A 23,929-nucleotide genomic window follows, 5' to 3' on the forward strand; every position below is an offset into this window, starting at 1 on the left:
GAATGTCAAGAATGATGAGATTGGTGAGAATAGTGAAATACTCATCTCAATGAACCACTCACATTCATTTTGAGTATTGGCAGCCCAATAAATGCCGCATATCGCTCAGCTTCTTTAAGTACCAACTTTTCCGTATCGCCCAGCTCGGCAAAAGGATGGATCATAATCTCAATCCCCTTGGTCTTTAGGGTTCTTTTCCATGTACCCACAACCTGACCCTCCACAACAATCGTTGGAAGAAAAACACCATTATTCCCCGGAACTATCAAAGGAGCAACGTTGGGCTCTAGAACGGCACTTCGGTCTTTATAACCCAGAATGTACTCATCAAAACCCGGAAGCAGGTGAACGCCCGAGTCCTCAGCAGTTGGCTCTAGCCGATCAGCAGACACCCAATACTCACTGCCATCAATAACCTCTGATTGCAGTTGACTTTTGGCCGCTTCCAGACCTCTTCTAGCATCGGTAAGGGTTATGCCTGCCCACCAAGCAAAATCTTGAACAGTTGTTAAACCATGTCCAGTGAAATATCTCCGAGCGAGTTCATACAATGACTCATCGTAAGAAAGTTCTCGAAACTGTGGCACCCATTCCTCTAACAAAACAATCGTTTGCTGCTTACCATTCATCGGTCCGAAACAAATCAACCCTTGGTACGCAACATTCCACAACATATGATAACCACGCTGGTTCCCTGTGTGAATACCTTCTTCTTCTATAAGCTGAAGTAGAAGTGCACGATCTAGCTGCTTTCCACCTTGTAAAGCATTAACTATAATATGTCTACAACGTTCTAGTGTCTGATCATCTAGCCCAAGCTCTGCATTCCGCCGCTTTGTTTGTCCCGCTAAACGCGGCACAGATAGCTGATGCATCCACTTTACATCTTCCGGTGGGACAAAATGAAGCGTACCTCGCAGCGTCCAATTCAGAATCATCTTACGATCAGCGATAGCACGCTCTATATCAGCTAAATTCGAAGATGGAGTACGTAACCCGATCGCCCACATCGCCTGCATGTAATCCTGCGCCTGTACTGCCCCTAATTCTTTAACGACCTGTTCAGGCTTGATTAGCTTGTAATCAACGATCTTCTGGTTATATAGACGTTGCGCAGCTATCATTTTATTCGTCACACTTCGCCTCCTTAAGTGATCCTTCTCAAACCATCGTCTAACCTTATTGGAATAATTTTAATATAATTTTTTCCAATCTCATAGTTTTTCTTATTTCTTAGCTGTGGCCCGTCTTACGGCTGGTGCGACTACCGATCCCAACAAATCAATGATTTGCTCAACCTGAGCATAAGGTAAACCACCAATATCAATCTGAGCCAGAAAACGATTGTGTCCGTACAGCTCATGTTGATAAAGGATTTTTTCAATAACCTGTTGTGGGCTGCCTACGAGCAGCGCATTTCTCACACTCATGGCTTCAGCAAATTGGTCTTTAGGGTACGCTGATCCACGAAGCTCTTTCATCATGTGATTTAAATATGGGTAATAGTTACGGAATGCTTGCTGTGAATCTTTATCGATATATAAAAGGGTGGTTGTACCCACCGGCAGCTCTGCCGGATTAAAACCTGATTGTGCGGCAACCTGACGATACATATTCACAGAGGTCTTGAACGCTGAAGCAGGTCCACCTAGAACAGCCAGCATCATCGGGATGCCCATTCTTCCTGCCTTAACTGCACTTGCCGGAGGTCCACCAACCGCTCTCCAGATGGGCAGTTTACCACTCAGTGGCTTCGGAAAAATCTCCATATCATTCAGAGCAGGACGGAATTGCCCTTCCCAGGTAATTCTTTTTTCGTTATTTATTTTCATAAGCAATTCAATCTTCTCTTCAAACAATTCTTCATAATCCCTCACGTCATATCCGAACAGTTCATAAGCTCCTAATCGTGATCCACGTCCAGCAACAATTTCTGCTCTGCCTTCGGATAACAAATCCAATGTCGAAAATTCTTCATGTACACGTACAGGATCCGCTGTGCTCAATACAGTCGCTGAACTGATAAGTTTGATTCGTTCCGTTGCGTTTGCTATAGCTCCAAGTACGACCGATGCTGCTGAAGTAATAAATTTCGGCTGATGACTCTCCCCCACTCCAAATACATCTAATCCAGCATCCTCTGCTAATTTGGCGGCAGCAATGATCTCTTGAATCCGTTGTCGTTCACTGATTGGTTTACCTGTTAAGGCATCTGCAACATGATCACCTAAAGTGTATAAACCTATTTCTAAACCCTTATTCTCGTCGATTCTATATTGTTCCATCATGATGATGTCCTACTTTCTTCGCTGTATTATTGGATAGGATGAAGCTTCGATGCAATCTCTTCCCGGCGTTCTTCCAGAAAAGAAGGCAAGGTCAAATTCTCGCCCAATGTGTCAAAAGATTCATCAATCTCAAACCCTGGACCATCTGTAGCAAGCTCGAAAAGAATATGGTTCGGATCACGGAAATACAAGGAATGGAAGTAATAACGATCAATGACCCCTGTGTTCTTGAACCCTGCAGCTGTGATTTTAGCAGCCCATGCGGTTAATTCTTCCAGATCCTTCACTCTTATAGCCACATGATGGATACTCCCTCTTCCCGGTCTTTCCCGGTCTTGATCATTAACTTCTTTGAGCTGAAGTTCAGTGTACAAGCCGCCTTTAGCTGTTTCATAAATATCCACCATTACCTTCGGGTCACCCATGGATGGCACTCTACGAACTTGTGTATAGCCTAAAATATCCTCCAAAACAGCCTTTGTACGGCTAGCCTCACGAACAGTCAATTCAACGGGACCCAATCCAACAATGGCATATTGTGGTGGAATATCATCAGTAATCCAAGGTTCTACCAGCTGAGTCACATTATCTTTTTCTGCGGACACCAGATGAACCGTTAATTCATCACTATCCTGAAAAGTAAGCGAATTGCGCTCCTCTATACTTACGATAGCTTCATGAGCGACTTCAAATGTATCTAATCTGCTAGCCCAATATACTAAAGCCTCATCGCTAGGAACGAGAAGAGAGATTGCAGAAATACTGTTCGTTCCTTTCCGGGTCTGGCCTGCATTTGGCATTTCAAAAAAGGATACCTCGGTGCCTGGAGCGCCATTAGAGTTGCCATAGAATAAATGGTACATGGTTGGATCGTCCTGATTTACGGTTTTTTTGACAAGTCTTAGTCCCAGTACTTCTGTATAAAACCATAGGTTTTGTTTAGCGTCTTTAGTAATCATTGATACATGATGTTGTCCGGTTATTTGTGGTTGGCTCATTTTAATTTCCTCCTAATATAATTATGGTTTACTAGTAAACTGATGCTGAAAAAAGGAAGCTTTATTCAGAATAAAGCTTTTACAATACTACTGAACTCCTCGTGGAATCCGATTCTCATTCAGGCTATGGCGGTGAATCTTCTTAAGCATGCTGTAAAATACTTTCTTCTCGTCGTCCGTCAGTGGATCGAATAACGAAGCTTGGAAATCCGATTGCAAAGGAAGCACCTTCTCGATAAGCGCCTGGCCCTTTTCAGTTAAAGAAATATACTTCACCTTCCAATCCTGCTTGCGTTCAATCCATCCTTCTTTTTCTAATCTGCCAAGCATATGTGATACTCCACCTTTAGTAATGGTTAAATGCTCGGCAATATCCATTTGTGTCACAGGCTGATGTAATAGTATTTGTACTAACGCATCAAACTGGCTGACCGTTAAATCAAACTGCTTCAAGAACTCATTGGAAAGATCGTTACTATTGTCATAAACTCTTACCAGCCGCAGCCAGATCAATAAGCTTAGTTTATTGTCTTCAGTGAATCCATTGTCTCGCATTATGCCACATCCATTACTTTGGAATTGGATCTATTTGATTATCAGTTTACTAGTAATCTGATATGAAGTCAAGTTTCGTATTAACTTAAGAAATAGAGAAGCACAGATAAACCATTACTAAACATGTGCGCGCCTATAGGCACTAATATATTTTTTCTTTTCTCATATAGGTAGGCAAAGATTAATCCAGCAGCCATATAGGAGAAGATATTCCACATTTCGTTATAGTTACTCTGGAACACCACGGCTCTATAGACATGTTGAAAGCCAAATAAAAAGGAGGATATCAGATAAGCCAGAAGACGACTCTTCCTGCGGATCGTTCTATAAATGGTAACCCGATATACTAATTCTTCAATCAAGGGGCCAATCCATACCACGTTCACTGTAAAAATAAATGGATACGAGGACAACATTGCCCGTAAATCCACCTCATTAACAGACTTTGTAATAGGATGAAAAATGGAAATTAGTGTGGGGATCAACATACTTCCGATGATAATAATCAAACAAAGTCCCCAAACCATCCATAACATATTACGGACCCAGTATTGTCTGAAATCATGAATAGCTTGTTTATAGAATCCCCTAAAACCTATAATCACTCCTATGTAGATCAGACTATTCAACATTAAGGCCATTCGATTTTGTTGTTCTGGCTGCCAAATAAAAACATGGTTGAGAATCCCCATAACCGGCCTGATCAAGAGAATAGAGAACAACCCTAAAAAGTACATTACTGCTAATATAACGCCTAAGATCAATTGCCTTTTACTTAATTTTTCATCAATCATTATAATCTATTCCCCCAAGTAAAATTGTTAATAGACTGAATATCAACCATTTTAGCATTGGGAAATTTCATATGACTTAATGTAATCTTACATAGACCTTAAATTTGCCGGTTCAGCTCAATTATAATTTCAAACTGGTTATCTTGCGTATTCAGCTGAACAGTCCCTCCATGAGCAGCTATTATTTTTTGAACAATGAGTAACCCTAATCCAGAACCTGCCGGGTTCAAGGCTGATGGTTGGCCGTAATTAATAAAAGTAAGCTTGGCTCCATCATTCACCTTTTCCAGCACAGCTTGAAACGTAGAACCTTGCTCCTGATAAGCGATGGCATTATAAAGCAGGTTTGAGAATACTCGATTCATTCTTTTTTTATCAAACTGTAGAATTATTTCTTCTGGCTCGATTACAAAATCAGGGATCATACCCGCAGCCTCAAGCTCGGGCAACATATGTATCATTTCTTCTCTCAAATATTCTGAGAAATCATCTGTTGTAACATCCAAGCGGAATTCGGGACTTTCCATTCTCGATAATTCAAACAAATCCTGAATCAATACATTGGCACGGATACTATTTTCGTATATTATTTTGGCAAATTCCAAATGTTCTATCCGACCGCTCACCTGTTCTTTTAGTTCAAGCTCTGCGTAACCCATAATACTTGTTAATGGATTTTTTAAATCATGGGATATATCCAATATTAGATTTTTTCGATTGTTTTCACTCTGTTCTTTTAACGAGGTCTGGATCTGAATCACTTCTGCCATATGATTAAAAGCCTGCTCCAGTTGACTAAACTCCCGATTCCCGCCTACCTGCACTCTTGCTGAATAATCCCCATTCTTAATTTTTTCAACAGCAGCGGACAACTGGTCTAAGGGTTTAATGAAACTAACCGCCGTAATTCTCGCATAAATCATCGTGCTTAGAATCAGAATCAACAAATAACCTAACCCAATAAACCCAAGCATTTGAAGGGTATGATCCTGCATAGGTGAATCTGAATTCCAATGGAAACTGCCTGTCATTTTCACTTGTATAGGTAAAGAGACGATCAGCCAAAATTGTTCCTGCTCATTATATTCAACAGTGATCATATCTTTGTTAGCGCCAGTATTCATTAGAAAATCCGTAAATTCTTTGACACTAATCTGCTTGGACGTAAATGGATTGTTGCCAATGGAGTGTATGACTTCGTAATTGGAATTTACAACCTGTAAACTGCCCCCAACATCATTAACAACACTAGTGTCAATTCTTTGATAGTCATTTTGCATAAGCTTAGCAGCCGTTAACTGATTATAAATAATGTCCTTAGATCCCAGCCTGTTCATGCAAAACAAAGCAACAATCACCAATATCGTTATAACCGTTGTTATAAGAAAGATCGCGATATAGTTTTTTAACAATTGATAGGATATATTTTGTTTTCTCATCTTATTTACCTGGGTTGTAGAATTTGTAACCTAGTCCACGCACTGTAACGATATATTCGGGATGGTGCGGGTCCCGTTCGATCTTATTCCTTAGACGGCTGATGGTAACCATAATCGTATTATTATCACTATAGAAATCTTCTTCCCACGCCGCTGCATATAACTTTTTGGGCGTAAAAATTTGATTAGGACTCTGCATCAGACATTGTAACACCTTATATTCCTTGGCATTTAGAAGAACTGGACTTTCATTTATGTACAACATACATTCCTTTAAATTCAGCTTCAATTCTCTATGTTGGATTGTTTCTTCAGTTATCGATTGGCTAAGATCGTATACATTTCTTCGTCTCAGCTGCGCCTCAACCCTAGCCACAAGCTCTGAAGCACTAAATGGCTTCACCATATAATCGTCTGCTCCAAGGCCTAAGCCCACTATCTTATCAATTTCTTCACCGCGGGCAGTTAACAAGATAACCGGAATATGGCTTTTCTCTCTTATCCGTCGCAGCAGATTAAGCCCATCAAGCCTGGGCATTACAATATCCAGAATGGCAAGATTTATTTCATGTTGATTAACAACCTCTAAAGCCTCAATGCCATCCTTGGCTTCGAATACTTGATAGGATCGATCTTCTAAATGTATTTTCACTAGTTTTCTTATATCAGTTTCATCTTCAGCAATCAGTATATTCATCGCTTAATTCCCCTAACTATTCTCAAATAGCTGAGTCTTTTCACTCAGTATAACTTGCCAATACCACTTCGGTATATAAAGCCTAAAGAATACATTTGGAACATCATGATTAAAATACCCATGGATCACCATAATCAAATCTATTAAAATCAATAATTCCAAGTTCCTCGACTTCGTAATGATCATACTCCCGTTTTTTCTGATCATAATGGGAATTCCGCCGTTCTCAACAATAACTCTCTGCCGTCGCAGGTCCTAATGTAATATTTCTTGTCCTTTGACCAGCCCTTATGAACCGGTTCAACTCCCTCCCATGTAGAAGCATTCGGGATGTCACTAAAAAATGGAATCATTTCACGACCTCCTTTTAATCAAACTGCTTCACAAAATAGAAAAATTTTCTTATTTATTTCTCAGAAGATTATTTTATTCAATTGATGTTGGAACAACAATAGTGTATGATGCATAGTATAGATCGAATACTGTATGACACATAGTAAGTATAAACGACTTCGACGTCCTCTTAAGGACAGCAAGCGTTTAAACCAAAAATATAAGAACAATTTATAAGAGATTATAAATTCTTATATTTTAAATAATGAGGTGGGTGAATGAGTACTTTATTAAATACTTTAATCACAGAGCTTAGAAGAGGTACGTTAACGCTAGCCGTTTTAAGTCAATTACGAACGCCCCAGTATGGATATTCGCTCGTTCAATTGTTGGAGGAATCCAGCATCATCATCGATCAAAGCACCCTATATCCATTACTTCGCCGATTAGAGAAACAGGAATTAGTGACGAGCAGCTGGGACACATCCGAGAGCAGACCCCGTAAGTATTATGTTCTAAGTGACTATGGCGTAGAGATTTTTTTACAGCTAAAGGAAGAATGGCTTAAGAATTCGAAAGAACTCTACGGCCTATTACAAGGGGAGGATGACCATGAAGCTGATTGAGATTTACATTCATGAAGTTACTCGGAGGTTACCAGAACAAAATCGGGAAGACATCGCATTAGAATTACGATCAACCATCGAGGATATGTTACCGGATGATTATGACGAAAAAGAGGTAAAAGCCGTCCTTGCAAAATTGGGCAATCCAGCTATTTTAGCTAGTGAGTACCGCGATCAGCCCATGTATCTCATCGGCCCACGCTATTTCGATTTATATGTTACGTTATTAAAAATGATTATACCCATCGCTGTAGTTGTTTCTTTAATCGCTCTGGTTGCTGATTACTTGATTGGCTACAGCGGCGATAAAACAGTTGCGGATATTGTTACTGCAGTTATAAGTACAGGAATTGGAACCTTTCTTGAAGTAGGCATCCAAGTCTTTTTCTGGATAACTGTTGTGTTCGCTATTATCGAACGGGCGGATAAAGGAAAGGAAGGTCATCCTCTTACTACAAAATTAAGGAAATGGACTCCTGATGATTTGAAGGATATCGCGCTTGTCCATAAGAAAAAAGCAATTACAAGCTTCGAAGTGTTCGGAAGTTTACTGTGGACTGCCATTTGGGCTACTGTTTATTTTAATGCTGAACACCTGATCAGAGTCTATAGAGGCGGTGAAGGCGCACTTAACTTCGTGGCCCCAGCTTTTAATCAGCATGTATTACTTGATTATTGGCCTATTATTCTTATTGTGATCGGATTAGAAGTCGCGTTAACTATATATAAATTAATCAAGAGACAATGGACTAGAAAATTAGCATTATGTAATACGGCCCTTGAGCTCATTGTGCTTATTGTATTCGCTGTTATCCTTATAAATCCGAATGTATTTAACCAAGAATTCATTAACTACATGTCTAATTTATTAACCACTACAGCTAACCAATTTGAAACGGGGCTAGTAGGTGGAGGTATAGCAGTCTTGATTTTAGTTGCGGTCCTCAATATATATGAAGGCTTCCGCAAGGCTCGCCTCTAGTATTCACAGAACGGCGATTCTCCTGTTATTTGGAGAATTGCCGCTTTGTTTTCTGACTCGTTGAATGCCTGCTTCAAATGCAACAACTTCAACATTGTCAGCCCCCTCTGAGAGTTACGGACCCAGATGACGTTATTTGCACATTTTCTGCCTTTGGAACAGGGCTTCGGACTCCAATGACGCTATTCCCTAGAATCAGCTCCATATCGGGGGTGTTTCAAGGCAATAGCGGCTATGCGGTCCGTTGGCATCCCAAAAGTGCGATATTTCTGGGTTTAGAGTCATCTGTGTCCGATAGGTGTTTCGTATGTGCAAATGTTGGCGAAGAATACGAAAAAAAGGAGTTGTCTCAGCAGCCATTCAGGGCATATGGGACAACTCCTTCTGATTTAATTAAATAGTTCAAGCTCGATAACCGTATCCATCTCATCAGGTAACATCGCGCCTTTTAATGTAATAAAAGCTCCACCGTCAACATCCGAATATTCCTCAGCCATCCACGGCGCCTCCACCTTTAGCTCGGTACCATCACGTAGTAATCTAGCCTTTTTAATCTTCCCTTTCAAGCCTTGGAAATAGATCGGGCCAATTCCACGGTCGTAGACATGCGCATACAATTTATTGCCCTTTTGCGTATAACGTCCCCACTCTGGCTTAGGTAGCAAAGACTTCCCGCATCCATAAATACTATCTCCATTAAGGCGCATCCACTCCCCAACTTCGTCAAGGATAACCAGGGATTCCCGCGTCATTTCACCTTTGGCATCTGGTCCAACATTGAGGAGCAGGTTACCATTCTTACTGATACATTCGACCATCGTACGGATGACTTGCTTGGTCGATTTATAATTCTTATCCTCGGAATGATAACCCCAGTTGTCATTCAGGGTAATGCAGGCTTCCCAAGGGATGGATTGGCCGTTTACGTCAACAATGCCGCCAGGCGGAATGATCTGCTCGGGGGAGAAGAAATCTCCAGCATACTCCTCAGGTTCTGCCGCACGAATATTGCCACCTAATCGATTGTCGATAATAATATCAGGTTGTATGGAACGAATCATCCGGATAAGCTCCGTAGCCTTCCACTTCTCCCCTGTCATATTATCGTAGGAGAAGTCAAACCACATAATGTCGATTTTACCGTAATTGGTGAGCAGTTCCTTTACTTGCCCATGCATATACTCCAAGTATCTATCGAAATCAATCGGCTTATCTTTGACCGCTTCGTTATCCCGATCAGGATGTGCCTTATCTCCATAACCGGGATAATCCTCATGGTGCCAGTCTATGATAGAGTAATATAGACCAACTGCAATACCTTCAGCACGGAAAGCGTCTACATATTCCCGCACTAGATCACGCCCAGCGGGCGTATTAGTCGCTTTGAAATCAGTCAGCTTACTATCGAACAGACAGAACCCGTCATGATGTTTGGTCGTAAGCACAGCGTATTTCTGACCCGCAGCTTTGGCTGCACTTGCCCATTTCTTCGGATCATATCGTGAGGCGTCAAATTCATCGAAATACGTCATGTAATGCTCTCTACTCATCCGCTCGTTGCCGCGTATCCATTCCCCTCTAGCAGGAATTGAATATAAACCCCAATGGATAAACATCCCGAACCTATCCTGTAAGAACCATTTCGTTCTTTCTTCTCTTGTACCCATCTCTCCAACTCCTCCGTTAATGAAAGCTGTGAATCAATCTTTCACTCCACCTAAGCGGTATGGAATAATGCTGCTGCTCCAATTAGGCCTACATCATCTTTGAGAGCGGCAGGTTCAATTGTAAAAGTACCCTTATAAGGATCCATGACAAATAGCTCCGTCTTCTCCACCAGTGCAGGGAATAACAAATCTCCAGCCTTACTCACGCCCCCACCGATCACGATCCGATCAGGATTGAACGTATGTACTGCATTGGCTAGACCTAGTGCCATATAATGAATACTCCGGTCAATAACCTCGACGGCCACGGGATCGTTAAGTGCCATGGCTTCAAATACGTGCCGCGAAGTAATTTTTTCTCCATTTATATTAGCCAGTTCCGTAATCATCGACGGTCTGCTCTCCATACTTCGCAGCGCCATATCCCGAATCGCTGTGCCCGAAGCGAAAACTTCCCAGCAGCCGAATCTTCCACAGCTGCATTCCGTTCCGTTCGGGTCAATAATATTATGACCTAGTTCACCAGCAAATGAATTTTTGCCAAGAAGCAGCTTGCCGTCAATGACGATACCTGCTCCAATCCCTGTGCTAAAGGTAACATAAACCATGTTGTCTGCACCTTTGCCAGCACCTCGGACATACTCGCCCCAAGCCGCAGCGTTCGCATCATTCACTACCTTTACTTCAACGCCTAGCTCCAACTCCATCCAATACTTCAGTGGAACATTATCCCACTCCGGAAGATTGGTGCCGTGAATAACGATCCCGTCCTGGCTATTTACAGCTCCGGGAGAAGCCAGACCCACTCCTGTGAGTGGTCGCCCTTCGGATACGGAGCGGATCATATCGATCATTCGCTGCACCACTTCTTTAGCGGTACGTGCCCCAGCCGTTTCCATCAATTCCCGTTTCAACACGGTCCCCTTTGAATCAAACAATGCTGCGGCAATTTTTGTGCCTCCTAAATCGATTCCAACTACGTAGCTCTCAACCTTCTGCATAACCCATTCACCTTTTCACTATCTATTATTAGCCGTTAGAATGAATACTCTCCGCTAACGCCCGTAAGGCTGCTGGATCGATTGGCGACAAAGCGTCTTTGTCATAACGTACAGCCGACCCAAAATGTACTTCTGTTACTCCAGTCTGATGTATAAATGAAGTAATACCTTCCGGCTTCAGACCGCTTCCAGCCAGTATACTTACCGATTTACCCTTTGATTCCTCGACTAGCTTCCGCATAGCAGGAATAGCTTCAGGTGCCGGACCTGGCCCGGCAGAAGTGAGCACACGCGTAATTTGCGGATACTTACAAAGCGTTCGATAACCTTCTATTTGATCCTTCAACTCATCAAAAGCACGGTGGAAGGTTACTTGCAATCCCTCGGTCAACGGCAATAATGTTTCAAGCGCTCGCTCGTCGATAGTCCCTTCCGGGGTTAACGCACCAAGCACAATCCCCGCCGCACCGCTGGCTGCAATTTGCTTTATCTCTGCTGCCATGGTCAAAATGTCATACTTTGAATAGCAAAAAGAACGGCTGTGCGGGCGAACCATAACAAACGCAGGAATGTTAACCGATTTGGCAACTTGTTGCACCAATCCTATCCCTGGTGTTAATCCGCCTTCCGTAATCGCAGTAATGAGCTCCAGGCGGTCAGCCCCGTTCGCTTCTGCTGTAAGGGCATCGTCCATACAGGTAGCGATGACTTCCAATCTCATAACTTTCCTCCACTCTTCCGGTTGTTATTGTTGTGCCTGTTTCATGACATAATCAGCGAGCAGTCGAGCACCATAGCCCGTTGCTCCAGCTTCTGAATACCCCACATCCTGTTTGTACTGAACCGTCCCAGCCATATCAATATGAACCCAGCTCAGCGATTCCGCTACAAAACGCCGTATAAAAAGCGCTGCTGTAATCGCACCTGCAAAAGGTGAAGTACTAACGTTGCGTAGATCAGCGTAATTGCTTCGAAGATCGACTTCGTATTCATCCATAAGCGGCATGGGCCACAGTCGTTCTCCATTGCGCTCACCGATTTCGACGAGGCTCTGCGTCATCTCTCCATCACCCCATATGCCGGCGATACCTAATCCTAACGCTGCGCCAACATTTCCAGTAAGCGTTGCAATATCAATGACCTTAGTTGCCCCGATATTTGCTGCATGAATAAGAGTATCCGCGATAATAAGCCGCCCCTCGCCATCCGTATTTGCAACCTGAACCGTCAGCCCATTAGGATAGCGTATAACAGACGATGGCAGCATTGCTTCAGCATCTGGTACGTTATCAACAACTGGGATCAACGCGGTCACATTTACATGAGCTTGATTCCTTACTAAAATATCCAGCGCCCCAATAACAGCTGCTGCCCCACCCATATCCATACGTGCATCGCTAATATCACTTGCGGTCTTAACATTCATCCCACCCAAATCGAAGGTAACACCTTTACCCACCAATGCCAGCATTGGCAATTCAGGGTTACTCTCATAGCGAATTTCAACGAGGGCTGGGGAGTGTTTACTGCCTGCTCCAACCGCCAGCAACCCATTCATCTGTAGGTCAACCAGCTCCTGCCCCCGGTAGACATGAACTTTCACTGCTGCGTTATCACGCTCGAAATATTCGACCATCCATTCTGCGAACCGATCCGGATTTAGAGTCCCGGGCACCTCATTCACCAGATCGCGAGCAACCACTGCTCCTTCAGCGCGCATGCGGCCAGTACTTAGTACAACTTCCAGTTCAAGCTTAGTCAGTTCAGGCCAATCAGCTGTCTGGAGCAGCAAATCAACTGAAATGTCTATTTTAGTAACACCACGATAGGTTTGAAAACGATATAATCCGAGAAGCCAGCCTTCAATCCATGCTTGAAGCTCATCCGCAGCGGAAATATTACTTTCTGCTGTCCTACGAACAAATGAAGCTGAATTTCTTCCTTCTCTTAGGGCTGTACGGGCGGCAGATCCCGCTGCTCGGCGAACTTTCTCAAGCGTAAGAGCCCGGCGTTTTCCCATTCCAATAGCTATCACATCGGACTCTTCCTCAGAGCGAGCATATAACCATGTCACACTGCCACTCTGTTTGTGAGCTTCTCCCAGCCGAAGAGGAAAAGTCTCCTCTTCATAGGCTAAGTAGATAAGCGTATCCGCCCCATTAGCGGAATCGAACAAGATATTCATAGCTGTCCCTTCTTTTCCGTAAAGTGTACTCACATTTTAAATTATCGTTCTAGTTTCAACATTTCTTCATCAAAGAGATGACAAGCGAGCTCATGACCTGGTTCAACTTCCCGGAATACAGGCGCATGTTGCTTACAGATTTCCATACAGGAAGGGCATCTTGTATGAAAACGACAGCCCGTCGGCGGATCAACGGGACTTGGAAGATCCCCTTTTAGAATAATGCGTTCCTTCTTCAAGCTTGGATCGGGCACGGGAACTGAAGATAGCAGCGCTTGGGTGTAAGGATGCAAGGGACGGTCATACAATGTATCCTTATCAGCCGTCTCCACAAGAGAACCCAGATACATAACCCCAATTCGATCACTAATATGCTCGACCACACTGAGATCATGAGAGATGAATAAATACGTCAGGCCATATTCCTCCTGCAAGTCCTGTAACAGATTCAACACTTGGGACTGAATCGATACATCCAGCGCTGACACGGGTTCATCCGCCACAATTAGACTTGGGCGAACGGACAGAGCCCGGGCAATCCCAATCCGTTGCCGCTGTCCACCGCTGAACTCAAACGCGAATCGCTCGGCGTGGAAACTGTTCAATCCAACGGTCTCTAGCAGTTCGCAAGCTAGTTTATCCCGTTCTTTAGAGGACAGCTTTGTATGAATAAGCAGGGGTTCGGCGACAAGATCCTTCACCTTCATGCGGGGATTAAGTGAAGCATAAGGGTCTTGAAACACCATCTGCATATCTTTGCGCAGAGGCCGCATCTGGTTGTCTGAGATATGGCTAATATTTTGTCCCTTAAACCATACTTCTCCATGATTGGGTTCCAGTAAGCGGGTCACCAGCCTGCCCGTAGTCGATTTCCCACAGCCACTTTCACCTACAAGGCTGAACGTTTCTCCCTTACGAATGGCGAATGAAATCCCATCAACGGCGTGTAAATATTTAGTCGTTCCGAAGAAGCCCTTCTTCACAGAAAACAACTTCTTCAAACCCTTAACCTCAATTAATGGAGTCTCTTTCATAAACATCCCGCTCCTTCCGTGTCCTCCTGCTGTGTAAGCCAACAACGGCTTTTGCGCTCTAGCCCCTCAATCGGAAGTAGCTCAGGTTCTTGCGACAGACAACGCTCCATGGCAAATTCGCAGCGTGGCGCAAACTTACAGCCGGCAGGCATTTGTGAAAGGTCTGGCACATTCCCTTTTATAGACTCCAAGCGATGTACATTCTGGCGCAGCTTAGGTACCGATTGAATCAATCCCCTGGTATACGGATGTTGCGGTCTGGCGAACAGCTCCTGAACAGAGGCTTCTTCCACCACACGACCTGCATACATAACAACTACCCGGTCACATAATTCGGCAACTACTCCAAGATCATGGGTAATGAGCAGCATTCCCATATCCTGTTCATCTTTCAACTGCTTCATCAGATCAAGAATTTGCGCTTGAATCGTTACATCGAGTGCGGTCGTGGGTTCATCGGCAATCAACAGCTTTGGATGACAAGACATGGCCATTGCAATCATAACCCGCTGTCTCATCCCGCCGGATAGTTGATGCGGATATTCATCGATTAATTCCTCTGCGCGAGGGATACCTACAAGCCGCAACATATGAATCGCATGCTCACGAGCCTTCTTGCGTCCATAACCCAAATGCAGTCTAATCGGCTCTGTTAATTGCAGCCCAATCCGCAGCACTGGATTAAGAGAGGTCATCGGCTCCTGAAAAATCATTGCCAGATCATTTCCCCGGATTTGGCGCATCTCCTTCTCAGAAATCTTCGTCAAATCCTTTCCTTCAAAACGCACAGAACCTTCAGAAATTCTGCCCGGCGTATCTTTAAGCAACCGCATGATCGATAATGAGGTTACACTTTTGCCACAACCAGATTCACCAACCAGGCCTAACACTTCGCCTTTTTTAATAGCAAAGTCTACCCCCGCAACCGCAGTTATACTTCCATCGCCGCGTTTGAACTCCGTTTTCAGCCCTTGTACATCCAACAAATGTTGAGTCATGTCTTGTCCCTCCTTAGTTTTTCATTTTGGGATCAAGAGCATCACGCAGTCCGTCCCCGACCAGGTTAAATGCAAGTACTGTTAAAAAGATGGCTATCCCCGGAAAATAAACGATATGTGGAGCAATACTTAAATAATCACGTCCCATACTTAACATTGCGCCCCAATCGGGCTCTGTTGTTTTTGCACCCATTCCGAGAAAGCTCAATGAAGCAGCGGCCAAGATCGCTCCGCCAATCTTCATGGATAGATTAACGATAATGCTGGGCACGGTCTCAGGAAAAATATGCCGCCAAATAATCCGGCGATGCTTCGCTCCCATGGAACGAGCCGCTTCCACAAACAATGTTTCTTTCGCAGACAGCGTTACGCTCCGAATAATTCGGGCGAACGATGGAGTACCAAAAACTGCAACTGCGATAACAACGTTGGATAGACCCGGACCGAGAATGGCGACGATCCCAATGGCAAGCAGCAAGTCAGGAAAAGAAAATAGTACATCACTGCCACGCATAATTATCCGATCTAGCCAACCGCCATAATATCCGCTTAACAGACCTAGGATAGTTCCAAGTACACCTGCGATTAAGACGGAACTGAGACTGACCGCTAAGGTTAAGCGAGTACCATCAATCAAACGGCTTAGAATATCACGGCCATATTCGTCTGTCCCGGCCCAATGTGCAGCAGAAGGACCTGCCATAAGAGCATCGTAGTTTGGTTCATCAGGATTATACGGGGTCAGAAATGGCCCGAAAATTGCAATTAGGAATAGCAATATAATAAAAAATGCGGCCACAAGGGGCATCTTTTGTTTACTGAACTTACGTAAAAAAACACCCATACGGCCTTTTGTTTTCTCCGGGGCCAGTACCTCTCCGGGTAATGGAGATTTTGCTCCCATCACCGCCGAATTGTCACTCATGATATCCCTCCTGATCCTAAATTCACCCTATAAATCTATTGAAATTCTGCTTCTTAGTCGCATTAGCTACTGAGAAAACCTTATTTTCGGATTAAGTACGCCATACAATAAATCTACTAATAGATTGATAAGAATAAATTGTGTAGCAAACAGAAGCAGTAAGGCTTGAATGACTGTATAATCCCGGAACAAAATGGAGTCTACTAGCAGCCTGCCAAGACCCGGAATACTGAATACCGTCTCAACCATTACAGAGCCGCCGAGCAGGAACCCAAACTGAAGTCCAGCTACGGTAACCACCTGAATCAAAGAGTTGCGCAGCGCATGCCTGCCGATAACAACATACTCGCGTAAGCCTTTTGCACGTCCTGTACGGATATAATCCTCCCGAAGAGTCTCCAGCATAGATGACCTAGAATAACGGGCCAACATAGACATAATCCCCATCCCGAGTGTAATGGAAGGAAGAATATAGGACTTCCAGGAATCAACACCACCCGTTGGAAACCAACCAAGCTCTACCGAGAAAATTTGAATGAGTACCAAGCCTAACCAAAATCCAGGAATAGACATCCCTGAAATGGCTGTCAACGTCCCTAAATGATCCGGCCACCGATTGCGATAAACGGCTGAAACCACGCCAATTAGAAGACCAATAATTAGAGCCCAGGCCATACTAAGAAAAGTCAGCCACAACGTAGGCATTACTCTGCTTTCCAGCATGTCAGTAACCGGGATCCCTGAACGGATCGAATTGCCCAGATTCCCACTTAGCAGATCACCCATGTAGTTTATGTATTGCTTCCACAAAGGCAGATTGAGACCCAGCTGCTCCTGAATTCCACGAATCTCTTCAAGCGTGGCATCTTTACCGGCAATAAGTCGGGCTGGATCGCCTGGGATTAAGTGAATAAACAAAAAGACAAGCACCGATACAATGAACAACAGCGGAATAACCCCGAGGAGTCTTTGTAAAGCATATCTACCCAACTCATAAGCCCCCTTCAGTATCGACAAATGATTTAGTGAGGCCGCTTCCCACCATACTACAGAAGCGGCCTCGTTCATTTCTTGGGATATTAAACCTAACGTTTGTTTAGCATTATTTCACTTCTGCATTCAGGACATTAATGGAACCATCCGGGAAGACCTTAACTCCTTCCAGATACGATCTTTTGCCTGAGATGATTTGGTCGACGCCCATGAATGCCCATGGAGCATCTTCCCAAATTGTTTTTTGAATATTGCCATAGATGGATTTAGCCGCTTCTGGATCAACAGATTTATTCGCCTCAGCGATCCATTTGTCTACATTTTCATTTTTGTAATAGGCTGTATTTGAGCCAGCAGGCGGGAACATTTCACTACTGAACAACCCTCTGGTTGCACCATCTGCATCTCCTGAAGACGGAGACCAGCTGACATACCACATTTGAATTTTTGCTTCTTCAGGTGTCTTAGCAGAGTTAATTTGGTCGGACAATGTGCCGCCTTCCATGGATTTCACGTCTACCTTAATCCCTACAAGTGCTAGCTGTTGCTGAATAAATTGCATACCCTTCATAGTTTCGGATTCATTTTCACCCCAAATTTCGGTTTCGAATCCATCAGGATAACCTGCTTCAGCAAGCAATTGTTTAGCTTTTTCAATGTCATAGTCATAACCTGTTTGCGGGGAATAGTATTGTGTTTTGGAAGACATCGTGGAATCAAGCTTAGCACCAAGACCCGATTTCACAACTTTGATATAAGCTTCTTTATTGATAGCATAGTTAATGGCTTGACGTACCTTCACATCATCAAAAGGTTTTTTCATCGTATTTAACGTTACATAACGGACGATTGTCGAATCGATGGTATCTACAGTAATTCCTTCAAGACCTTCAACCTCAGATACTTGCTCCGTTGGCATTGGATAAATAAAATCTGCCTCGCCGGTTTTCAGCATGGCTATCCGTGATCCATTCTCTGGTACAGGTCTAAAGGTCACACTATCCACTTTTGGCAAGCCCGCTTGCCAGTAATCAGGGTTCTTAACGACAACCAAGCGGTCGCCTTGCACCCATTCTTTGAACTTAAATGGTCCCGTCCCTACAGGATTTTTCGAAATATCGGTGCCATTTTCTTCTAAAGCTTTCGGACTAATAATAGGTGCCATAGCTACTTTATTTAAAAATGCGTTGTACGGCTCACTGAGTGTAATAACCACGGTTTTAGCATCAGGAGTCTCCACTTTCGCTACCTTTGCGAAGCTTTTGCGCAGTCTCAGATTGTTCTTCTCATCTTGAATACGGTCGATGTTTACTTTAACCGCTTCAGCATTAAAGTCAGTACCGTCTTGGAATTTAACATTCTCTTGCAGCGTGAACGTGTAGACCAACCCGTCTTCACTTATGGAATGGCTTGCGGCAAGAACAGGAACCACGTTCATATTCTCGTCAAAACCCATCAGACCTTCGTACATCGTTCTGGCAGCGCTGATTGAATGCGTATCGCTTGCGTTATGAGGGTCCAGCGTAATAAAGTTAGAATTGATGGCAATTACAATGTCTTTATCATTCTTTGTAGTTGGGGTGCTAGTTTCAGTTCCACCAGCAGTATTGCCGTTTTGTCCCTCGTTGCTCGCTTTGTTGCCGCACCCTGCAGTCACTACTACTGTAATAAGCAGCAGCATGAACATTGACCATACTTTTCCTTTTGCTTTCATTTTTTACACTCCCCTATTCAAACGATGTATTAGAAAAGCTTCTAGTCCGATTAATCACCAAACTTGAAGATTATTCTTGACCTTATGCTCTAGATCTCCCATTGAAATACAGCACGGCGTTCGCCGACTACAGTACCGCCATCATTAACAATCGTGTTAGGCACGAGTGCATATAGGCGATCAATTGTGTCTTGATTGCTGTAACCAATACGTTCTAGAATCGATGCGATAATACATGGCCAGACTTGTTCTGATCCGTCGGATACTTTCAGTGATATACCCATTCGTTCCTTACGGAGTCCGATACCGTATACCCCTTTTGCTCCACCTTTAGCCGTCAGATTGTCATCCTTCAGGAGCTCTGAGCATACAAATTTCGTGTCAGCAATCATAACCGGGTTATCGTTCATAAGTTTTGCAATGACAGCGGCTGCGTTACGTATATCCGTATCCTCAATCAAATCGGGACACGCTAGCTTTAGATAGGAATAAGCGATTTTATGAAGCGGAAGTGCGAAGATAGGAAGTCCACAGCCATCAATACCTTGCGGGATGGACGCTTTGGGAACTTCAGCGATATAAGCCATCATCTCAAGAATCTCCTGTTGTACAGGATGGTTAGGATCGTAATAAGTGTTTATATCCCAACCCATATATTTGCTAAGGCCCATTAACCCTGCATGTTTGCCTGAGCAGTTATGAAAGATTTTACGAGTGGGTTCATTTGCCCGGTGACGTTCTGCTTTGGCTTCTTCATTCAGCGGGTATGTAGAGCAGCAATGTAGTGACTCTTCTTTTAATCCCATTTTCTGAAAAAGAGCTTCAAGCGCTTCAATATGGAAGGCTTCTCCCCGGTGTGAAGCGGTAAACAGCGAAGCTTCTTTACTTGTCAAACCATATACTTCATCGATCCGGCGTTTCATTACCGGCAAAGCTTGGAATGGCTTAGCAGCAGAGCGAAGATAAGTCATATGCTCCGGATCGCCTGCTTTGTACAAAATGTTGCCCTTCTCATCAACTACACTAACTGCACCATAATGCACATTCTCCAGCAGGCCACCACGATATTCTTCTACCAATGTTGTAAATCCCATCTGTACAACCTCCCCAGCAGTAGTTAATTTAATCTAAGGCAAAAAATCGATTCTGCGATAAAAGTCCCGATCCAATAATTACACCCTTCTCATTTAGCAACGAGCGATGAATCGTAAAGGAACCACGAAGCGGCTCCCAGGTAAAGCGCGAGAGGTACAGCTGCTCAACTTCTTCATATATATCCGGGAATTTGTCCACGAGTTCTCCACTTAAAATCACGCTGTCGGGGTTATACATGCATACGACATTATTAATGGTGATGGCCATATACATGAGTGCACGGTCGATCAAGTGCATCGCCCATTGTTCTCCTGCATGTTTTGCTGCGAATAACTCCTCAATCGTACGGATCGGGCGAATCCGATTAGCTTCAGATAATAAAGAACTGATATTTATATAGGTCTGTAAACAGCCCGCTTTGCCGCACTCACACATCATTCCGTTAGGATCCACTGTCGTATGCCCAATTTCACCCGCACTGTTCATCACCCCTCGATAAATCTCTCCCTCGAGAATCATCGCAGAGCCCACGCCTTGACCGAAACCCAATAATGCCGTACGGCTGGAGCCGACTGCAGCTCCTTTAAGATGTTCAGCAAGAGCCCTTACTTTCAGCTCATTGTCCAAAGCGATTTCAAAACCTGTCAGCTCTTTCAAGCGTTTGGCTAACGGCACATTTTTCCATCCTAGCTGAACAGAGAAGACAACAATTCCTTCTTCGTTATTCACAATGCCAGGAAGTCCAACGCCAATACCCACGATGCGTGTTCTGTCAATCACATGCTGCTGGAACAATTGCTCAATGGCTTCATGAATCCGTTCCAGCGTTCGATCCGGGCTTTCGTCTGGTGTACGGGGAAATTGACTACTGCAGATAAGCTGTCCTTGTAAGTCCACAATTCCAATAGACATAAGACTGCGATCCAGTTCAACGCCAACCGATAATACAGAAGCGTCCATCATACCTATTAACGTTGATTTCCGACCTAATCCTGATGATACCTGCTCTGAATCGAGTAAATATCCTTCCTCCGTCAACTCTCCGACAATTCGACTTACAGTCGTAGGACTCATACCAGTCTGTTTAGCAATAGAAGCGCGAGAAATCGGTTGTTGATTTTTTATAATTTCGAAAACCGTTAAACGATTTTGTCGCTTCATAAAATCCTGATCGTGCTTTTTCACGGGCATTCTCCTAATTATTTTCTCCAGTGCATTAATTGGATTAATAAACCACAAAAACAAGAAAATATTTACAAATAAAGCGCTGATAATGTATTCTTTGATTTAAATTTTAATTTAGTTTCTCCAGTGATGGGATTAATAATAAAGGGTCATGGTTTATGTGTCAATATAAATGACATATTTTTTATTTAAAAATAAATGTAAGCGGTTAACGAAAGATAACCAACACAAAAACCACTCAATATATAACACAGACATAACATATAAGCCCATGAATTAGCATTTAATTTGAATCTTGAACCTAATAATTGGAATAAAAAGACTGAAAGTGGTATTTTGCTTGGATTAATGTGAGGGTGTGTGAATCGATGGTAAATTGAAGGTAACACTCGCATCAAAAGGAAACTCTCAAAAAGGAGGTAGCTTTTGATGCGAAGTGAGTTAGTTACATCGAAGGTGCTAAAAAATCATTGAAACTCAACGGTCTTAACCGCTGCGTCCTCTTGGATCATCGATAACAATTGTACTGGATTAAATGATTCAGGCAATCTTACAACGATTTCTACGTTTAATTCGGATTCTACACTGTTATTTTCAGCATGAAAACTTAGAACAGCGATTTTGTGTTCTTTAAGCAACTCTTGAATTCGGCCCATAGCGCCTTCTGTGTTAGCTAGACTTATAACGAGCTGTTGGGTTTTTGGTGCGGCCAGCCAGCTGTTACGACTGTGTAAGATCTTTTGCCCAAGTAAAATGATTATCGTTGCTCCTACGCCAAGAATATAAAGACCAGACCCTATAGCCATGCCCACTCCGGCTGTTGCCCAAATCCCTGCAGCAGTAGTGAGCCCTTTGACTGTGTGTCTTTGCATAAAAATCATTCCTGCGCCCAAAAAACCTACTCCGCTTACTACCTGAGCAGCTATCCGAGCGGGATCAAGAGAAAGATTAGGCCAATCCGCTTGATCCTGAAACCCATATTTGGAGATGACCATCATGAGTGCAGCACCTAAGGCCACAACAAAATGTGTTCTAACTCCAGCTTCTTTCATCCGGCTTTTGCGTTCATATCCAACTAATACGCCACAAATTCCCGCGCCAATTACACGAAGCAAATACTCAAACTCCATACCTTCACCTTCTTTCATCATGATATGTATGTTGGATTAGTACCACGTAGGATAAATTCGATAATCTATTTATTGTATCACAAACAAAAAACCATAATACGTCCTCTCGCATTATGGTTAACTCGCATTTTTTTAATTTTATACTTCTTAGTTCGTATCGGAAGCTAACAAAGAGCAAATCTCCGCATCTACAAATCTACCTTTTTCAAAAAAAGATTCGCGCAACAATCCCTCATACTTAAAGCCCGCTTTCAAAAGAGACTTCTTGGAGGCAATATTAGCCGGATCATAAAACGCCTCAATTCGATGGAGCTTCATATGCTCAAAGCCATACGCAATAATAGCTGTCAGGACTTCCGTCATCACACCCTGCCGCCAATAAAGTGGAGATAATTCATACCCAATCTCTGCTTTGAAATTTCTGTGCGCCCAGTTATGATATCCGCATGAACCCATCATTATATTATCCTCACGCCTGGCTATTCCCCAGCGAATACTTTGTTTGCCTTTGAAACGTTCATCCCATCTTTCGATAAGGTTGATCGCTTGCTGTATATCGGTAAAGCTATCCAGATCATAATACTGGGTCACTTCATCTTTTGAAAAATAATTATATATTTCTTTAGCATCATCCAGTGTAATTCTTCTCAAAATAAAGCGGTCTGTTTCGAGCACAGGAAATCCTTCAACGTTATCGATCATATTTTCCTTAAGTCTCCTCTCATTTCTCTAGTAGTACAGTTCGTCGTGGAAAGTGAAACTTCCTTTAGGATATAATGTATTTTATAAACTAGTGATTTTTTTCACCTTGTAATCATTTGTTCATATTGCGTTCTTAATTGCTTGATACACTTCAATCATAACGATACCTACAAAGGAGATATTCTTATGAAAAAATTGTATTACACGTCTTTTTTCTATGCAATTCTTGGTTTGATAGCCGGAGTGGCCTATCGCGAAATTACTAAAATGAATGATTTCACAGGAGATACTATATTAGTTGCGCTTCACACTCACATTCTAGTCTTAGGATTCTTTTTCTTTATTATTGCTATGATCTTAGACAAGTTATTTAATATCCATGAGGCTAAATCTTTTGGTGCATGGTACATTGTCTATAACATTGGTCTTCTAATCACGATTGGTGCAATGGCTACACGCGGAATGCTGCAAATTAACGGCAGTGATATTAGCTTCCTGCCCCATATTGCGGGTCTTGGTCACGCCATTGTTGGGGCTGGAATCATCTGGCTGCTTGTGCTACTCGGTAAACGAATTAAATAATACAGA

Annotated in this window: 24 protein-coding genes; 3 read left to right on the forward strand and 21 right to left on the reverse strand. The window is 43.2% G+C overall.

The annotated features are described in order from the left end of the window. Positions 1–41 precede the first annotated feature (41 nt). The 8 genes from NSQ55_RS19670 to NSQ55_RS19705 all read right to left on the reverse strand — a co-directional run bounded on the left by NSQ55_RS19670 (position 42) and on the right by NSQ55_RS19705 (position 7,124). On the reverse strand, positions 42–1,136 hold the full coding sequence (locus NSQ55_RS19670; RefSeq protein ID WP_339168675.1) for a winged helix DNA-binding domain-containing protein: 1,095 nt from the start codon (positions 1,134–1,136) through the stop codon (positions 42–44). Positions 1,137–1,226: 90 nt separating this feature from the next. Continuing rightward, a complete protein-coding gene (locus NSQ55_RS19675; RefSeq protein ID WP_339168676.1) occupies positions 1,227–2,288 on the reverse strand; it encodes an LLM class flavin-dependent oxidoreductase in 1,062 nt (353 codons plus the stop codon). A gap of 26 nt (positions 2,289–2,314) precedes the next feature. After that, positions 2,315–3,286, reverse strand: a complete 972-nt coding sequence (locus NSQ55_RS19680) for a ring-cleaving dioxygenase (RefSeq protein WP_076190569.1) — start codon at positions 3,284–3,286, stop codon at positions 2,315–2,317. Positions 3,287–3,373: 87 nt separating this feature from the next. Continuing rightward, on the reverse strand, positions 3,374–3,841 hold the full coding sequence (locus NSQ55_RS19685; protein ID WP_076129882.1) for a MarR family transcriptional regulator: 468 nt from the start codon (positions 3,839–3,841) through the stop codon (positions 3,374–3,376). A gap of 80 nt (positions 3,842–3,921) precedes the next feature. Beyond that, on the reverse strand, positions 3,922–4,635 hold the full coding sequence (locus NSQ55_RS19690; protein WP_076179130.1) for a type II CAAX endopeptidase family protein: 714 nt from the start codon (positions 4,633–4,635) through the stop codon (positions 3,922–3,924). A 98-nt stretch (positions 4,636–4,733) separates the two neighbouring features. After that, positions 4,734–6,074, reverse strand: coding sequence for a HAMP domain-containing sensor histidine kinase (locus NSQ55_RS19695; protein WP_076301753.1), 1,341 nt, complete (start codon positions 6,072–6,074; stop codon positions 4,734–4,736). Between the two features lies 1 nt (position 6,075). Further along, positions 6,076–6,771, reverse strand: coding sequence for a response regulator transcription factor (locus tag NSQ55_RS19700; protein ID WP_076179132.1), 696 nt, complete (start codon positions 6,769–6,771; stop codon positions 6,076–6,078). 203 nt (positions 6,772–6,974) lie between these two features. Further along, a complete protein-coding gene (locus tag NSQ55_RS19705; protein WP_179089375.1) occupies positions 6,975–7,124 on the reverse strand; it encodes a hypothetical protein in 150 nt (49 codons plus the stop codon). A 258-nt stretch (positions 7,125–7,382) separates the two neighbouring features. On the opposite strand from NSQ55_RS19705, the gene NSQ55_RS19710 reads away from it, so the two are divergent. Further along, positions 7,383–7,730, forward strand: a complete 348-nt coding sequence (locus NSQ55_RS19710; RefSeq protein ID WP_076301754.1) for a PadR family transcriptional regulator — start codon at positions 7,383–7,385, stop codon at positions 7,728–7,730. Next, positions 7,717–8,712 (forward strand): hypothetical protein, encoded by a 996-nt coding sequence (locus NSQ55_RS19715; RefSeq protein ID WP_076190558.1) that lies wholly within the window; start codon positions 7,717–7,719, stop codon positions 8,710–8,712. The genes NSQ55_RS19710 and NSQ55_RS19715 overlap by 14 nt, the downstream gene beginning before the upstream one ends. 389 nt (positions 8,713–9,101) lie before the next feature. Here NSQ55_RS19715 and NSQ55_RS19720 read toward each other — a convergent pair whose 3' ends face one another. From NSQ55_RS19720 to NSQ55_RS19780, 13 genes are all read right to left on the reverse strand, one after another. After that, on the reverse strand, positions 9,102–10,379 hold the full coding sequence (locus NSQ55_RS19720) for an alpha-L-fucosidase (RefSeq protein WP_339168678.1): 1,278 nt from the start codon (positions 10,377–10,379) through the stop codon (positions 9,102–9,104). Between the two features lie 50 nt (positions 10,380–10,429). Beyond that, positions 10,430–11,380 (reverse strand): ROK family protein, encoded by a 951-nt coding sequence (locus tag NSQ55_RS19725; RefSeq protein ID WP_076304850.1) that lies wholly within the window; start codon positions 11,378–11,380, stop codon positions 10,430–10,432. A gap of 28 nt (positions 11,381–11,408) precedes the next feature. Then, positions 11,409–12,101, reverse strand: a complete 693-nt coding sequence (locus NSQ55_RS19730; RefSeq protein ID WP_076304849.1) for a copper homeostasis protein CutC — start codon at positions 12,099–12,101, stop codon at positions 11,409–11,411. 24 nt (positions 12,102–12,125) lie between these two features. Then, complete coding sequence (locus NSQ55_RS19735) at positions 12,126–13,565, reverse strand: leucyl aminopeptidase family protein (RefSeq protein WP_339168680.1); 1,440 nt, start codon at positions 13,563–13,565, stop codon at positions 12,126–12,128. A gap of 41 nt (positions 13,566–13,606) precedes the next feature. Further along, positions 13,607–14,599 (reverse strand): dipeptide ABC transporter ATP-binding protein, encoded by a 993-nt coding sequence (locus NSQ55_RS19740; protein ID WP_339168682.1) that lies wholly within the window; start codon positions 14,597–14,599, stop codon positions 13,607–13,609. Beyond that, on the reverse strand, positions 14,596–15,597 hold the full coding sequence (locus tag NSQ55_RS19745; RefSeq protein WP_076278748.1) for an ABC transporter ATP-binding protein: 1,002 nt from the start codon (positions 15,595–15,597) through the stop codon (positions 14,596–14,598). Before NSQ55_RS19745 ends, NSQ55_RS19740 begins: the two co-directional genes overlap by 4 nt. 13 nt (positions 15,598–15,610) lie before the next feature. Further along, positions 15,611–16,522 (reverse strand): ABC transporter permease subunit, encoded by a 912-nt coding sequence (locus NSQ55_RS19750; protein ID WP_038572342.1) that lies wholly within the window; start codon positions 16,520–16,522, stop codon positions 15,611–15,613. A 66-nt stretch (positions 16,523–16,588) separates the two neighbouring features. Further along, positions 16,589–17,512, reverse strand: coding sequence for an ABC transporter permease subunit (locus tag NSQ55_RS19755; RefSeq protein WP_036689023.1), 924 nt, complete (start codon positions 17,510–17,512; stop codon positions 16,589–16,591). A 112-nt stretch (positions 17,513–17,624) separates the two neighbouring features. Next, complete coding sequence (locus NSQ55_RS19760; RefSeq protein ID WP_339168684.1) at positions 17,625–19,229, reverse strand: glutathione ABC transporter substrate-binding protein; 1,605 nt, start codon at positions 19,227–19,229, stop codon at positions 17,625–17,627. An 89-nt stretch (positions 19,230–19,318) separates the two neighbouring features. Next, the gene (locus NSQ55_RS19765) at positions 19,319–20,323 is read right to left on the reverse strand and encodes an asparaginase (protein WP_076190548.1); all 1,005 of its coding nucleotides are present in this window, start codon (positions 20,321–20,323) and stop codon (positions 19,319–19,321) included. Positions 20,324–20,351: 28 nt separating this feature from the next. Beyond that, positions 20,352–21,509, reverse strand: coding sequence for an ROK family transcriptional regulator (locus NSQ55_RS19770; RefSeq protein ID WP_339168685.1), 1,158 nt, complete (start codon positions 21,507–21,509; stop codon positions 20,352–20,354). 467 nt (positions 21,510–21,976) lie between these two features. Continuing rightward, the gene (locus NSQ55_RS19775) at positions 21,977–22,639 is read right to left on the reverse strand and encodes an MgtC/SapB family protein (RefSeq protein ID WP_094903188.1); all 663 of its coding nucleotides are present in this window, start codon (positions 22,637–22,639) and stop codon (positions 21,977–21,979) included. Between the two features lie 147 nt (positions 22,640–22,786). Beyond that, positions 22,787–23,341, reverse strand: coding sequence for a GNAT family protein (locus NSQ55_RS19780; RefSeq protein ID WP_081387118.1), 555 nt, complete (start codon positions 23,339–23,341; stop codon positions 22,787–22,789). A 186-nt stretch (positions 23,342–23,527) separates the two neighbouring features. On the opposite strand from NSQ55_RS19780, the gene NSQ55_RS19785 reads away from it, so the two are divergent. Then, positions 23,528–23,923 (forward strand): DUF2871 domain-containing protein, encoded by a 396-nt coding sequence (locus NSQ55_RS19785; RefSeq protein ID WP_076129897.1) that lies wholly within the window; start codon positions 23,528–23,530, stop codon positions 23,921–23,923. The last annotated feature ends 6 nt before the right edge of the window (positions 23,924–23,929 follow it).

It is taken from the genome of Paenibacillus sp. FSL H7-0943 (assembly GCF_037963265.1).
Taxonomy (GTDB): domain Bacteria; phylum Bacillota; class Bacilli; order Paenibacillales; family Paenibacillaceae; genus Paenibacillus_AQ; species Paenibacillus_AQ odorifer.

Excerpts from the sequence above, each read along its gene's own strand:
- NSQ55_RS19685 (WP_076129882.1), bottom strand. The coding sequence starts at position 3,841 with ATGCGAGACAATGGATTCACTGAAGACAATAAACTAAGCTTATTGATC.
- NSQ55_RS19785 (WP_076129897.1), top strand. The coding sequence starts at position 23,528 with ATGAAAAAATTGTATTACACGTCTTTTTTCTATGCAATTCTTGGTTTG.
- NSQ55_RS19775 (WP_094903188.1), bottom strand. The coding sequence starts at position 22,639 with ATGGAGTTTGAGTATTTGCTTCGTGTAATTGGCGCGGGAATTTGTGGC.
- NSQ55_RS19700 (WP_076179132.1), bottom strand. The coding sequence starts at position 6,771 with ATGAATATACTGATTGCTGAAGATGAAACTGATATAAGAAAACTAGTG.
- NSQ55_RS19765 (WP_076190548.1), bottom strand. The coding sequence starts at position 20,323 with ATGGGATTTACAACATTGGTAGAAGAATATCGTGGTGGCCTGCTGGAG.
- NSQ55_RS19675 (WP_339168676.1), bottom strand. The coding sequence starts at position 2,288 with ATGATGGAACAATATAGAATCGACGAGAATAAGGGTTTAGAAATAGGT.
- NSQ55_RS19690 (WP_076179130.1), bottom strand. The coding sequence starts at position 4,635 with ATGATTGATGAAAAATTAAGTAAAAGGCAATTGATCTTAGGCGTTATA.
- NSQ55_RS19710 (WP_076301754.1), top strand. The coding sequence starts at position 7,383 with ATGAGTACTTTATTAAATACTTTAATCACAGAGCTTAGAAGAGGTACG.
- NSQ55_RS19735 (WP_339168680.1), bottom strand. The coding sequence starts at position 13,565 with ATGAATATCTTGTTCGATTCCGCTAATGGGGCGGATACGCTTATCTAC.
- NSQ55_RS19705 (WP_179089375.1), bottom strand. The coding sequence starts at position 7,124 with ATGATTCCATTTTTTAGTGACATCCCGAATGCTTCTACATGGGAGGGA.
- NSQ55_RS19730 (WP_076304849.1), bottom strand. The coding sequence starts at position 12,101 with ATGAGATTGGAAGTCATCGCTACCTGTATGGACGATGCCCTTACAGCA.
- NSQ55_RS19680 (WP_076190569.1), bottom strand. The coding sequence starts at position 3,286 with ATGAGCCAACCACAAATAACCGGACAACATCATGTATCAATGATTACT.
- NSQ55_RS19725 (WP_076304850.1), bottom strand. The coding sequence starts at position 11,380 with ATGCAGAAGGTTGAGAGCTACGTAGTTGGAATCGATTTAGGAGGCACA.
- NSQ55_RS19750 (WP_038572342.1), bottom strand. The coding sequence starts at position 16,522 with ATGAGTGACAATTCGGCGGTGATGGGAGCAAAATCTCCATTACCCGGA.
- NSQ55_RS19720 (WP_339168678.1), bottom strand. The coding sequence starts at position 10,379 with ATGGGTACAAGAGAAGAAAGAACGAAATGGTTCTTACAGGATAGGTTC.
- NSQ55_RS19760 (WP_339168684.1), bottom strand. The coding sequence starts at position 19,229 with ATGAAAGCAAAAGGAAAAGTATGGTCAATGTTCATGCTGCTGCTTATT.
- NSQ55_RS19695 (WP_076301753.1), bottom strand. The coding sequence starts at position 6,074 with ATGAGAAAACAAAATATATCCTATCAATTGTTAAAAAACTATATCGCG.
- NSQ55_RS19715 (WP_076190558.1), top strand. The coding sequence starts at position 7,717 with ATGAAGCTGATTGAGATTTACATTCATGAAGTTACTCGGAGGTTACCA.
- NSQ55_RS19745 (WP_076278748.1), bottom strand. The coding sequence starts at position 15,597 with ATGACTCAACATTTGTTGGATGTACAAGGGCTGAAAACGGAGTTCAAA.
- NSQ55_RS19780 (WP_081387118.1), bottom strand. The coding sequence starts at position 23,341 with ATGATCGATAACGTTGAAGGATTTCCTGTGCTCGAAACAGACCGCTTT.
- NSQ55_RS19740 (WP_339168682.1), bottom strand. The coding sequence starts at position 14,599 with ATGAAAGAGACTCCATTAATTGAGGTTAAGGGTTTGAAGAAGTTGTTT.